We start from the raw sequence: 11,313 nt of genomic DNA, 5'->3' as shown, positions 1-11,313 counted from the left end.
AGCCGAGAAGGTCTACAAATGCCATGGCATGAACGCTAAGCAACCGCCTAACAACCGACAAGACCCACCACAAAAATGTGGATAACTCCAACACCAAATTCCACAATCCGCTGGTGAGAAGTACTATGTGCGTCGTGACTGTTCTGATCGTTGGTCTTGGAAATCCTGGCCCTCAGTATGAAAATACGCGGCATAACGCGGGTGTGTTCGTCGTCAATGAGCTTTTGGAGCGCGCCACCCCGATGCCCGCAACCTTGTCGGCACACAAGCGTACCAACACCGAGGTGGCGGAGTTGGCGGCGGAACGCATGGCTAAGGACCGCGTGATCGTTGCGCGCACGCGCAGTTTCATGAATGTTTCGGGCGGGCCGGTGAAGGCGCTCGCAGATTATTTCGGCGTGAAGCCGGAAGACGTGTATGTGATTCACGACGAGCTCGATCTGGACCTCGGCGAGGTGAAGATCCGTCTCGGCGGTGGCGATCACGGCCATAACGGGCTGAAGTCGGTGACCAAGGCGCTGAACAAGCCGTACAACAAGGTCGCCGTCGGCATCGGTCGTCCGCCCGGACGGATGGCGCCGGCGGATTATGTGCTGAAACCATTCAGTGCAAAAGAGCAGGTAGATCTCGCGATTGCGGCTGCGGACGCGGCGGATGAGATTCTGCGCGCGTTAGGCTAGCCGCATGAGACTTGCAACGATCAGGACTGGAAACACCACCACCGCGGCCCGGCTTATCGATGACACCCGCGCCGTCAAGCTCAACGCCCCCGACGTCGGCGCGCTTTTGCACGCGGGAAAATTCGAGGAGGGCGAGGAGTTTACCTTCTCCCCCGCTGATTTGGCGCCGGTGATTCCGCGCCCCGGCAAGATCATTTGCGTGGGGCTAAATTACGCGAAGCATATCGAGGAGATGGGGCATGAGCAGCCGGATGTGCCGACGCTGTTCATTAAGTTCCCGGAGGCGCTCGTTGGGCCGTACGACGATGCTGAGGTGCCGGAGTTCAATGCGGAGTCGTTGGATTTTGAGGGTGAGTTGGCGGTGGTCGTCGGTAAGCGGGCGCGCCATGTGTCCAACGGGGCGGATTACATTGCTGGCTACAGCGTGATCAACGACTACACGCAGCGCACGTATCAGAAGCGCACGCAGCAGTGGCACCAGGGCAAGTCGTTGGAAAAGACGGCGGGGTTCGGCCCGTGGCTGGATACGCAGTGGCAGCCGGGTCCCGCGATTACGACGACGGTCAACGGTGAGGTGATGCAGCATTCTCGTACCGACGACCTCGTGTTCACCCCTGCGAAACTCATCGAGTTCATCTCACACCTGTACCCATTGGAGCCTGGCGACGTGATCGCCACCGGCACTCCGGACGGTGTTGGTCACGCGCGCGATCCGAAGCGTTACCTGCACGATGGCGACACGGTGCGGGTTGAGATCGAAGGGCTCGGTGCGATCGAGAACACCACCCGCGTGTACTAGACGCCGAGCCTGTCCAGTAGGCGTACTTCTGCCTCGGCTGCCTAGGGCGTGAGTATCCGTTCGATTTCACGCGCCGGTGCAGCCATCAACGCTCCCCGGTCGGCGCCGACGAGGCAGTAGTCGTTATCCCTGGTCATGGGCCGCAGATACGGGTAGGTCGGTGGCAGATCGGGATTTTCCCGCGTGAAATCCGTTTCTACGCCGCTCGCCCACCGTCCGGAGAAGGCGCGGGAGACAACTGCGGGTGTGTCGGTGCGCAGGAGTTCCCGGTTGCGTTGACTGGTGCCGGCTTCGTCGGCGAGTAGGAATGCTGTGCCGCAGGCGACGGGCACGTCGAGCGCTGCCACGTCTTCGTCGTTACGGATGCCGCCGGCTGCGATTACGGGGACGGTGGCGAGGGGACGCAGGTCGGCGAGCAACTCCGGCAGTGAGCGCTGGTCCGGCTCGTCGTGTTGGCTCCAGGTGCCGCGGTGTCCACCGGCGCGTGGGCCCTGGATGATTACGCCGTCGACTCCCCTGGCTTGGGCTTCGAGTAGTTCGGCCTCGTTGGTCACTGTCGCCCAGGCTTCCGAGCCGACCGCATGCAGTTGTGCGATCTCGGTTTCGGTGAAGCAGCCGAACGTCGAGGACACCACGGCGGGTGCGGCCTCCAGCACGGCGGCGAACTTTTCGGCGTAGTCGGATTCGAGCGCCGGAACTTCCTGTTGGAGGTGGTGGGCGGTGCGGTGGACGTCGTCAAGCAATGGCTCGGGTTGGGGCACGAAGAGGTTCGCGCCGAACGGCGCCTCGCACGCGGCGAGCCACGAGCGGGCTTGCGAGGCGCTACAGGTGCCGAGCGCGATGAAGCCGAAGGATACCGCGTTGACCAGTTCGGGCGTGGATGGGCCACCGGCCATGGGTGCTGCGATCACGCGTGGAAATTCCATGGGTACAGTGTGGCACGTGTTTGGTTTTTTCAGACGCCCCAAGGCCGATTGGCTGGTTGTGGGGTTGGGTAACCCGGGTGCGGAGTATGCACGCACGAAGCACAATGTGGGCTTCTTGGCGCTCGACGAGTTGCCGAAGATCGACGGTGTGGCGCGTTGCAAACCGCAGACGTATATGAATCTGTCGGGTGAGGCGGTCGCTCCCCTTGTCCGGAAGTTCAATGTGCCGCCGGAGCGGATCATTGTGCTTCACGACGAGCTCGATCTCCCAGCCGGCAAAGTCCGCGTGAAGTTGGGCGGGAACGAAAACGGCCATAACGGTCTGAAGTCGATTACGGAGCACCTGGGGACGCGCGATTACGTCCGCGTGCGCATCGGTATTGGCCGGCCGCCAAAGGGTACGGCCGTGCCGGATTGGGTGCTCAGTGATATTTCCGGCGACGAGGACATCGCAACCGCGGCGGAGGCGGCTCGCCTGGTCGTCGCCGAGGGGTTAGCGAAGGCGCAGAACGTTATCCACGCGCGCTAATTGCCTGCTCTAGGTCGGCAAGCACAGTGCCCAGCGCGTCGGTGTTGGCGGCCTTTTCTTCCTCGAGGTCGGTGCCGAAGATGTTGATGCCCACCTGGTTGCGGATGTCAAACATGGAGAAATTAGCGACGATCTGGCGCCAGTGCTCGATCGCACGGATCGCACCGGTGCCGCTGTAGCCGACGAACGCGACCGGCTTGCCTGCCCACTCGGAGGCGAGTGAGTCGAAGGCGTTTTTCATGGTGCCGGGGATGGAGTGGTTGTACTCGGGGGTGACGAAGACGAAGCCGTCGCAGGCGTCGATGGCGTTTGACCAGGCGGTGACGGCTTCGTCGTCGTACTGTTTGTTGGCGGCGCCCGGCACGGTGGCGGCGGTGAGCGCCGGGACGTTGAAGTCTGCGAGGTCGAGGAGTCGGTACTCGACGCTGTCGCGGGCGTTGCCGGTGTCGCGTACCCAGTGGGCGACACCTTCGCCGACGCGGCCTTGACGGATGGATCCTAGAATTACGCCAATTGTTGTCATGTACGCGACTGTACTCGGTGGGTGGGTCGTCGATAAGCTAGCGCCCCATGAGCACTGTTTCCGAGGCCGCCCGCCGCCGCACGTTCGCTGTTATCGCCCACCCGGATGCGGGTAAGTCCACGTTGACGGAGGCGCTGGCGCTGCACGCGCATGTGATTTCGGAGGCTGGCGCGGTGCACGGTAAGGGCAACCGCAAGTCGACGGTGTCGGACTGGATGGAGATGGAAAAGGAGCGCGGCATTTCCGTCGCATCGTCGGCGCTGCAGTTCGAGTACGCGCCGGAGGGCCACGAGGGCGAGCCGTACGTGGTCAACCTCGTCGACACCCCGGGCCACGCGGACTTTTCGGAGGACACCTACCGTGTGCTTTCCGCCGTCGACGCTGCGGTGATGCTGATCGACGCGGCGAAGGGCCTCGAGCCGCAAACCCTGAAACTGTTTCGCGTGTGCAAGGCGCGCGGTCTGCCGATTGTCACGGTGATTAACAAGTGGGACCGCGTGGGTCGTGAGCCGCTTGAACTTGTCGACGAAATCGTTACCGAAATCGACCTCCAACCCACCCCTCTGTACTGGCCGGTAGGCGAAGCGGGTGACTTCCGCGGGCTCGCGCACGTCTCCTCCGATGGCGAGATCGACGGGTACGTACACTTCACCCGCACAGCCGGCGGTTCGACGATTGCGCCAGAGGAGCACTACTCCGCCGACGAGGCCGCCGCGAAGGAAGGCGACGCGTGGGACACCGCGCTCGAAGAAGCGGAGCTTTTACTTGCCGACGGCGCCGTCCACGACCAGCAGCTCTTCGAACAGTGCATCACCTCCCCGATCATTTTCGCCTCCGCGATGCTGAACTTCGGCGTGCACCAGATCCTGGACACGCTGTGCGCAATCGCACCGGCACCCGAGGGCCGCGCCTCCGACCCAAAGGCCGTGGAGGCATCCACGACCGCGATGGATACCGAGCGCGAAGTCGGCGATGATTTCTCCGGCGTGGTGTTCAAGGTCCAGGCCGGCATGGATAAGAACCACCGCGATACGTTGGCGTTTATGCGCGTGGTCTCCGGCGAGTTCGATCGCGGCATGCAGGTCACGCACGCCCAGTCGGGCCGCAGCTTTTCCACGAAGTACGCCCTGACCGTCTTCGGCCGCAACCGCGACACCGTGGAAACGGCGTTCCCGGGCGACATCATTGGCCTGGTCAACGCGGGCGCGCTGGCGCCGGGCGACACGATCTACGCCGGCAAGAAGGTCCAGTTCCCACCAATGCCACAGTTCGCACCGGAGCACTTCCGCACGCTGCGCGCGAAGTCGCTGGGTAAGTACAAGCAGTTCCGCAAGGCGCTCGAGCAGTTGGATGCCGAGGGCGTGGTGCAGATCCTGCGCAACGACACGCGTGGCGACGCCGCCCCGGTCATGGCCGCCGTCGGCCCCATGCAGTTCGAGGTCATGCAGGCTCGCATGGAAAACGAGTACAACGTGGAAACGGTCACCGAGCCGATCCCCTACTCCGTGGCCCGGCGCACCGACGCCGATTCCGCCCCCGAGCTGGGCCGCCAACGCGGGGTGGAAATTTTCACGCGTACAGACGGCGAGATCATCGCGCTGTTCGGTGACAAGTGGAAGCTGGCTTTCGTCGAGAAGGAGCACCCGGAGCTCACCATCGAGCCGCTCATCGCCGACTAGCTACTGCGCCGACTCCTCGCGTTGCTGCAGGATGTCGTCGGCGATGCGGTCGGTCCACCGGCGAGTCTGCAGCCGCCACGCCGCCCCGACGTTGGATCGTGGCGGCGCTTGAATGTGGCGGCGTGAGTCCATGCCGCGTTGGAGTTCTTTGGCGCGCAGGACTTCGGCGTCGATTTTCACGCCTTCGAGCAGCACGATGTTCATCAGCCAGATCAACGCCAGCACCGCCAAAACGGTGCCGAACGCACCGTAGGTGCTGCGCACGCCGACGAGTTTGAGGTACCAGGAAAACCCGACCCACAGCGCGCCAACGACCAGCAGCGCGCTCGCCGAGCCGAGGGTGAGCAGGCGGAACCTGCCGGGTTTAACGTTGGGCGCGAAGTAGTACAGCACGGAGACGAGCGCCACCGAGACCACCGCGATGACAGGGCCGCGCAGGTAGTCCCAGACGGGCAGGAAGATTGCGGTGAGGTAGTGCAGCTCCTCCTCCAGTTGCAGCGGCCGGGCGATCGGCCCGAACACGGCGTTGACGATGGAGTCCGTCAGCAACGCGCCCAAAATGATCACCACCGCACCGACGACCATGACTACTGTGACCAGCCACATGGTTACCCAGGTCACCGCCATAGGGCGGCCTTCGGTGCGGCCGTAGATGAGGTTGGCGTTGCGGGAAAACGACCGCACGTAGGCCGAGGCGGATAGCAGCGAGATAATCACGGACACCGCAAGTGCGACGGTGCTTTCCGCCGGCGTGGCCACGATGGCGGAGATGAGCTGGAACGCTTCTTCCTGCAGTTGCGCCGGTACGTATTGGGCGATGAGGTCGGTGATGATCGAGTCGGCCATGTCGTCGCCACGCGGCATGAGCAGGCTGAAGATGGAGTATGCGGCGAGCAGTATCGGCGCGACCGACAGCAGGGTGTAATAGGTCAGGGTGGCGGCGCGGTCCACCATGGCGTCGTTGGAGAAGTCTGTGACCACGCGGCGGAAGATGGATTTCCATCCGGCGCGTGTGAGGCGGTTGCCGCGGCGTAGGGGTGTTTCGTAGTCGTGGGGTGTGACGACGAGGTCGCCGGTGCCGTACGACATCACCATGTCGACGCGGTGCGATTCAGACATACTGGTCACCTTATACACTCACTTGTCATGGGAATCATCGACCGCGCGCGTGAACTTTTCGGGTTGAACCAGCCTCGGCTGGTGGAGTTGCCGGGGCGGGTGGTGCCGGTGGTCGTCGATACGCTGCAGGTGCACACGGCGCGGCTTGCGCCCGATACCAACGAGAAGATCATCATCGTCACCACGTCGGCGGGGGCACTTGAGGAGCTGTCGCGTATCGACGACGCCGTGCAGCTCACCTCCCCCACCGCACGCCCCGTCACGTTTGTGCCGGTGGACCGGACGGAAGAGCCTGTGCTGGATCCGAAGTACGGCTGGATCATCCCCGTCACACGTGAGACCGCCGCCGAGTTTGCGGGGTTAGCAAAAGGCCCAGGCGAGCACGAACTTTCGACGCTGCACCTGGGCCTGGTGTTGGAGTAATTCGGCGTATCTAGACCAGGCCGATCCAGTTCCAGTAGGTGGCGGACAGCAGCAGGATGAGCAGGTAGGCCACGATGGTCAGTGGGATACCGGTGCGCAGGAACTGCTTGGAGGTAAACGCGCCGGTGCCGTAGGCCAGCATGTTTTGCGGTGCGGAGACCGGCAGCAGGAAGCCGAAGCAGATGACGAACTGCTGGATGATCACGAACCCGATGCCGCCGTTGGGTACGTCCAGGGTGGCTGCAAGGGCGATGAACACAGGGATCAGCGCGGAGGCAAGCGAGGTCGCGGAGGCGAAGCCCAGGTGGATCAGGATGTTAAACAGCGACACCAGGGCGATTGCGGCGAGGATCGGCATGGAAGATAGGCCGATAGCGCCGAAGGTTGCCTCAGACAGCCAGGTTGCAGCGCCAGTGTCCAGCAGGAACTTGCCCAGGGAGATGCCGGCGGCGAACACGACGAGGGTGCCCCAGTTGATCTGCTGCTGGGCGTACTTCCAGTCCATGACGCCGATGACCGGCATAAGCATGAAGCCGACGGCGACGATGGTGATGGTTGCGGAGGAAATCGGGTGCAGCACGCCTTCGGTGGCCCAGAAGAACAGCAGCAACACTGCGATGGCGGTGAGGCGCTTCTCAGCGCCGGTCATGGGTCCCATTTCCGCGAGCTGCTTTTCGACGAGCTCACGTCCCCCATCAATCGACTCCACCTCAGGCTTAATGGCGGCACGCATGATGAAGTACAGGGCGATGGACATCAGGATCGACCACGGTGCGGCCCAGATGAACCACTGGCCCCAGGAGACGGTCTGTCCCATTTGGTCTTCGATGAAGCCGACAGCCACGAGGTTTTGCGCCGCAGCGGTCTTGATGCCGACGTTCCAGATGGACACCGCCTGGGTTGCCGTAATCACGAGCAGCGCGGCGAGCTTGGATTCCTTGGCCAGACCGAAGGCGGCCACCATGCCCATGAGAATCGGCACGACGGCGCCGGCGCGTGCGGTTGCGGACGGGACAAAGAACGCCAGGATGATCGAGATAACAATCGCTCCGATGACGATGTTGGAGACCTTCTCGCCGGCGAACTTCAGCACATACAGCGCCAGGCGACGGTGCAGGCCGGTTGCCTGCATGGCGGTCGCCAGCGCGAGTGCCGCAGCAACAAGCGCCACCGCCGAGGACGAGAAGCCGCTCATGGCGATGCTCAGGCCCTTGGAGGCACCGATCGCTTCGCCTGTTTCGGGGTCCACGGCGAACGTGAGCATGATTGCGATCAGCCCGACGATCATGACCGCACTGACCGGGTAGGACACTGCTTCCGAGACCCACATGATCACGGCAAAGGCAAGCATGCCGAGTGCGATTTTTGCGGGCATTGCAAGCCCTGCGATCGGGGTCAGGATCACCGCCGCCAACGCGACAAAAGCGAGGAAAAACGCGATCGTTTTTCCGGTGTTGAGTTTGTGTGAGGCTTGCTGTTCGGGGCTGTCTGCGGGCGCGACTGCCGTAGTCACGGTATTCCTCCTTGATGTAGTTGTTCCTGCGTAAACGTTAGTCGCACCATAGGGGGCTTCAAAATGGGATGCCTGTACTGTTTGGCCAGCTAGCGGGGCGCGTAGCATCGTGAATATGAATTTGAGTTCCCAGCTGACTTACAACATGCACCATGGAGCGCAGGACCTCCGTAACCTACTTAGCACCGGCGCTGCGGATGGTTGGTTGCCTGGGTCGTGGCAGGACTCGCTGCACGATCTGAGTTTTTCGGTGGTTGGTTTATGGGATTCGGTGATCCAGGCTTTCTCTGCCCTGTTCTAGGGGCGCATTGTGGTTTCTCCGTACCGGTTTCTCTGGTACAAATGTAGACAAAGTTCACAACACTTTGTTGCTAAGAAGGAGTTGTCCATGAAGGCCCTCTACAGAGCCGCAATCTTTTACCTCGCATTTGGCCTGATTGCGGGCGTGTTTTACCGCGAGTTCACCCGTGCCAACAACTTCCCGGAAGGCGAGTTCACGCAACTCGGCGTTACACACACTCACCTTTTGGCGCTTGGTTTCATGATGTTCCTCATCTTCCTGGCGCTTGAGAAAGTCTTCGCTTTTTCGCGCAATAGGAAACTCTTCAACATCTTCTTCTGGCTCTACAACGCAGGTTTGCTCACCACCGTGTCCATGCTGATCCTGCACGGCTCGATGACAGTGCTGGGCAAGGAGTCGGGCGCGGCGATCTCTGGCATCGCAGGTTTGGGCCACATCATGCTCACCATCGCGTTGGTCATCTTCGTGGTGCTGCTGGGTCGCGCCATCGATAGCCCTACCCGAACCTCTGAGGCAGCGCTGGCAAACTAACGCGCTACCCTCGCGGCATGAACACTCTCACGCCGATCCAGCAACGCCTTACTGACCGCTTCTTCCGCTACGTCCGCACGGAAAGCCAATCCGACGCTCGCGCCACTACAGTCCCGTCCACCGAAAGCCAATGGACGTTTGCGCGTTTGCTTGTCGACGAGCTCTCCACCGCCGGGGCCACCGACGTCCACCTGTCCGACACGTGCGTGGTCACCGCGAAGATCTCCGGCACCGGCGACGGCCCCGCGATCGGCTTCTGCTCCCACCTGGACACGGTGGATGTAAACCTCTCCCCCACGGTCAATCCGCAGCTAACCCATTACGAAGGCGGGGATATTTGCCTCAACGCCGAGCGCGACCTCTGGCTGCGCGCCGCCGACCACCCGGAACTTGCAGCGTACGAGGGCCAGCCGATCGTCCACACGGACGGCACGAGCGTGCTTGGCGCCGACGACAAGGCCGGCGTGACCGCGATCATGGAGGCGGTCACCGAGCTCGGCGGTCAGACCCCACACGGCGACATTTACATCGCGTTCGTGCCGGACGAGGAGATCGGCCTGCGCGGTGTACGCACGATCGATTTTGACCGCTTCCCCGTCGATTACGCCTACACCGTCGACGGCGGCGAGCTCGGCGAGGTTGTAGAGACCACGTTCAACGCCGCCACCGCCACCATCACCATCGCCGGCGTCAGCGCCCACCCGATGAACGCGAAGGGCAACCTGGTCAACCCGATCACACTGGCAATGGAGTTTGCCAACCAGCTCGACGCGCAGGAAACGCCCGAGCACACCGAGGGACGTGAGGGCTTTATCTGGCTCAACGGTATCGACGGCAACCAGTCCACCTGCACCATGCAGTTGAGCATCCGCGATCATGACCGCGAAGGCTACGAGGAAAAGAAGCAGCGTCTACGCGCGCTCGCCAGCGACCTTGCCGCAGCAAACCCCCGCGCCACCATCACCTGCGACATCGAAGATGTCTACGCGAACATCTCCGACGCGAAGACTCCAGAGAACTCCATCGGATCCGAGAGGCTCCACGCGACGATGCGCCGCCTCGGCATCGAGATCAAAGAGATCGATATGCGCGGCGGCACCGACGGGTCATGGCTGTCCAACCAGGGTGTCTACACCCCGAACTATTTCACCGGCGCGCACAACTTCCACTCGATCTACGAGTTTCTGCCGGTGCCTTCCCTCGAGCGCTGCTATGAACTCACCCTCGCCCTGATGCGTGGCGAGTAACCGGCTCACTAAGCACGCTTGATGCTGGTGCTCGTCTTGTGCATGAGCTCAGTGTCAAGTTCCTCGCGCGTGTGGCGTTTTCGGCCACAATTACTGCTGCGTTGCTCGGTTCCCTACGAGATGCGCAATATATTGTGCATCCCGGCTCTGGTGTTGGGGCCGGTTGTGGTTTAGGCTCGTCGATACGCGGAAGCAAAATGGGGGCTTCCGCCCGACACCCAGGGGGGATAATTATGGCTTTTCGTGCCTACGAGCTTTACTACCTCGATTCTTACGACGAGGAAGTCGATGACCTTGTCACCATGTACGACTACGACGAGGACGACTACAGTTTCGACGACGACATCCGCTGGCACATTGACGACGACTACATCATCGAAAACGGCCTCCGCGTCGCAATACTCATCCACGACCCGGACACCCACGAAATCGACTGCGCGTTGCTCCAACCGGACAACCCACGCGCGCCCGATTGGTATGGCGTGGAGGAGATGGCCAACGTCATGGCCGAAGTCCAGCGCATCATGGTCGCTCACGACGACTACACGGTCAGTATCGTGCCACCGCAGGATCCCGCGTTCGCGCTCACGGCGCCTCGCGTTTTCCCCGCGGAAGACCTCACGGCTGCGACGGTGATGATGCTCGGCGACTCGCAAGACAACGCCTGGTACAGCGCCTTTTGTATCGAGTTCACACCGAACCTGAAGTCCGACGAGTCGTTCCCAGTCGCCGTTTTTGTGTACGACCCGCGCGATAACTGCCTTGTCAGCAAGAGCTTCACCGGCATCAACCCGTTCGCACCGGAGACGTTTAACCGGAGGCAACGCAGGATCGTCGAGCGCAAACTCGACGAGATCTTTGCGGCAATCGACTCCTCAAAAACCGCAACCCATCCCGTGAGCCCGTTTGCCAACCTCGGCCCGCAATTCCGTGCATCGAGGCTGCCCTCCGTCGAGGCGGTCGGCCCCGACCACGCGCTCCTCCAAACACTTGAGAGGCTTCTGGCCTGGTGGCAGGAGCAGGCAGCCTAGGCGTTAGATCAT

At 62.1% G+C, this 11,313-nt stretch carries 13 protein-coding genes; 9 read left to right on the top strand and 4 right to left on the bottom strand.

All coding sequences use genetic code 11. The annotated features are described in order from the left end of the window. Positions 1-134 precede the first annotated feature (134 nt). Positions 135-680, top strand: a complete 546-nt coding sequence (gene pth, locus HMPREF3171_RS02745) for an aminoacyl-tRNA hydrolase (protein WP_246815307.1) — start codon at positions 135-137, stop codon at positions 678-680. A 4-nt stretch (positions 681-684) separates the two neighbouring features. Then, positions 685-1,479 carry a fumarylacetoacetate hydrolase family protein gene (locus HMPREF3171_RS02740; RefSeq protein ID WP_070482662.1) on the top strand — a complete coding sequence of 265 codons (795 nt, stop codon included), beginning with the start codon at positions 685-687 and terminating at the stop codon, positions 1,477-1,479. Between the two features lie 41 nt (positions 1,480-1,520). Here the strand turns inward: HMPREF3171_RS02740 and HMPREF3171_RS02735 are convergent, their stop codons facing one another. Next, positions 1,521-2,405 carry an NAD(P)H-dependent flavin oxidoreductase gene (locus tag HMPREF3171_RS02735; RefSeq protein ID WP_070482661.1) on the bottom strand — a complete coding sequence of 295 codons (885 nt, stop codon included), beginning with the start codon at positions 2,403-2,405 and terminating at the stop codon, positions 1,521-1,523. On the opposite strand from HMPREF3171_RS02735, the gene pth (HMPREF3171_RS02730) reads away from it, so the two are divergent. Further along, positions 2,404-2,934 carry an aminoacyl-tRNA hydrolase gene (pth, locus tag HMPREF3171_RS02730; protein ID WP_070482660.1) on the top strand — a complete coding sequence of 177 codons (531 nt, stop codon included), beginning with the start codon at positions 2,404-2,406 and terminating at the stop codon, positions 2,932-2,934. The two genes, HMPREF3171_RS02735 and pth (HMPREF3171_RS02730), sit on opposite strands and share 2 nt — an antisense overlap. Here the strand turns inward: pth (HMPREF3171_RS02730) and HMPREF3171_RS02725 are convergent. Further along, positions 2,918-3,457 carry an NADPH-dependent FMN reductase gene (locus HMPREF3171_RS02725; protein WP_070482659.1) on the bottom strand — a complete coding sequence of 180 codons (540 nt, stop codon included), beginning with the start codon at positions 3,455-3,457 and terminating at the stop codon, positions 2,918-2,920. The two genes, pth (HMPREF3171_RS02730) and HMPREF3171_RS02725, sit on opposite strands and share 17 nt — an antisense overlap. A gap of 47 nt (positions 3,458-3,504) precedes the next feature. On the opposite strand from HMPREF3171_RS02725, the gene HMPREF3171_RS02720 reads away from it, so the two are divergent. Continuing rightward, complete coding sequence (locus HMPREF3171_RS02720; protein ID WP_070421247.1) at positions 3,505-5,136, top strand: peptide chain release factor 3; 1,632 nt, start codon at positions 3,505-3,507, stop codon at positions 5,134-5,136. Here HMPREF3171_RS02720 and HMPREF3171_RS02715 read toward each other — a convergent pair whose 3' ends face one another. Then, positions 5,137-6,255 carry a YihY/virulence factor BrkB family protein gene (locus HMPREF3171_RS02715; RefSeq protein WP_070482657.1) on the bottom strand — a complete coding sequence of 373 codons (1,119 nt, stop codon included), beginning with the start codon at positions 6,253-6,255 and terminating at the stop codon, positions 5,137-5,139. Positions 6,256-6,282: 27 nt separating this feature from the next. Between HMPREF3171_RS02715 and HMPREF3171_RS02710 the strand changes: the two genes are divergently transcribed. Further along, positions 6,283-6,678, top strand: a complete 396-nt coding sequence (locus tag HMPREF3171_RS02710; RefSeq protein ID WP_070482655.1) for a hypothetical protein — start codon at positions 6,283-6,285, stop codon at positions 6,676-6,678. Between the two features lie 10 nt (positions 6,679-6,688). Here the strand turns inward: HMPREF3171_RS02710 and HMPREF3171_RS02705 are convergent, their stop codons facing one another. Then, on the bottom strand, positions 6,689-8,191 hold the full coding sequence (locus HMPREF3171_RS02705) for an SLC13 family permease (protein WP_070482653.1): 1,503 nt from the start codon (positions 8,189-8,191) through the stop codon (positions 6,689-6,691). Between the two features lie 115 nt (positions 8,192-8,306). Between HMPREF3171_RS02705 and HMPREF3171_RS11580 the strand changes: the two genes are divergently transcribed. The 4 genes from HMPREF3171_RS11580 (at position 8,307) to HMPREF3171_RS02690 (ending at position 11,301) form a co-directional block, all read left to right on the top strand. Further along, positions 8,307-8,492 carry a hypothetical protein gene (locus HMPREF3171_RS11580; RefSeq protein ID WP_141743319.1) on the top strand — a complete coding sequence of 62 codons (186 nt, stop codon included), beginning with the start codon at positions 8,307-8,309 and terminating at the stop codon, positions 8,490-8,492. A gap of 87 nt (positions 8,493-8,579) precedes the next feature. Continuing rightward, entirely contained in the window at positions 8,580-9,023 is a 444-nt protein-coding gene (locus HMPREF3171_RS02700; protein WP_070482652.1) for a DUF2871 domain-containing protein, read from the top strand. Positions 9,024-9,040: 17 nt separating this feature from the next. Then, entirely contained in the window at positions 9,041-10,270 is a 1,230-nt protein-coding gene (gene pepT, locus HMPREF3171_RS02695; RefSeq protein WP_070482650.1) for a peptidase T, read from the top strand. A 233-nt stretch (positions 10,271-10,503) separates the two neighbouring features. After that, positions 10,504-11,301 carry a hypothetical protein gene (locus HMPREF3171_RS02690; protein ID WP_070482649.1) on the top strand — a complete coding sequence of 266 codons (798 nt, stop codon included), beginning with the start codon at positions 10,504-10,506 and terminating at the stop codon, positions 11,299-11,301. Positions 11,302-11,313: the final 12 nt, after the last annotated feature.

Origin of the sequence: Corynebacterium sp. HMSC08F01 (assembly GCF_001807545.1) — a bacterium.
Lineage (GTDB): Bacteria > Actinomycetota > Actinomycetes > Mycobacteriales > Mycobacteriaceae > Corynebacterium > Corynebacterium coyleae.
Note: the sequence above shows the minus strand (reverse complement) of the source record. Positions and strands in the feature narration are given on the sequence as shown.

What these genes read in the sequence shown, in the direction of transcription:
- HMPREF3171_RS02740 (WP_070482662.1), top strand. Translation starts at nt 685, where the DNA reads ATGAGACTTGCAACGATCAGGACTGGAAACACCACCACCGCGGCCCGG.
- pth (WP_070482660.1), top strand. Translation starts at nt 2,404, where the DNA reads ATGGGTACAGTGTGGCACGTGTTTGGTTTTTTCAGACGCCCCAAGGCC.
- HMPREF3171_RS02735 (WP_070482661.1), bottom strand. Translation starts at nt 2,405, where the DNA reads ATGGAATTTCCACGCGTGATCGCAGCACCCATGGCCGGTGGCCCATCC.
- HMPREF3171_RS02725 (WP_070482659.1), bottom strand. Translation starts at nt 3,457, where the DNA reads ATGACAACAATTGGCGTAATTCTAGGATCCATCCGTCAAGGCCGCGTC.
- HMPREF3171_RS02720 (WP_070421247.1), top strand. Translation starts at nt 3,505, where the DNA reads ATGAGCACTGTTTCCGAGGCCGCCCGCCGCCGCACGTTCGCTGTTATC.
- HMPREF3171_RS02715 (WP_070482657.1), bottom strand. Translation starts at nt 6,255, where the DNA reads ATGTCTGAATCGCACCGCGTCGACATGGTGATGTCGTACGGCACCGGC.
- HMPREF3171_RS02710 (WP_070482655.1), top strand. Translation starts at nt 6,283, where the DNA reads ATGGGAATCATCGACCGCGCGCGTGAACTTTTCGGGTTGAACCAGCCT.
- HMPREF3171_RS11580 (WP_141743319.1), top strand. Translation starts at nt 8,307, where the DNA reads ATGAATTTGAGTTCCCAGCTGACTTACAACATGCACCATGGAGCGCAG.
- HMPREF3171_RS02700 (WP_070482652.1), top strand. Translation starts at nt 8,580, where the DNA reads ATGAAGGCCCTCTACAGAGCCGCAATCTTTTACCTCGCATTTGGCCTG.
- pepT (WP_070482650.1), top strand. Translation starts at nt 9,041, where the DNA reads ATGAACACTCTCACGCCGATCCAGCAACGCCTTACTGACCGCTTCTTC.
- HMPREF3171_RS02690 (WP_070482649.1), top strand. Translation starts at nt 10,504, where the DNA reads ATGGCTTTTCGTGCCTACGAGCTTTACTACCTCGATTCTTACGACGAG.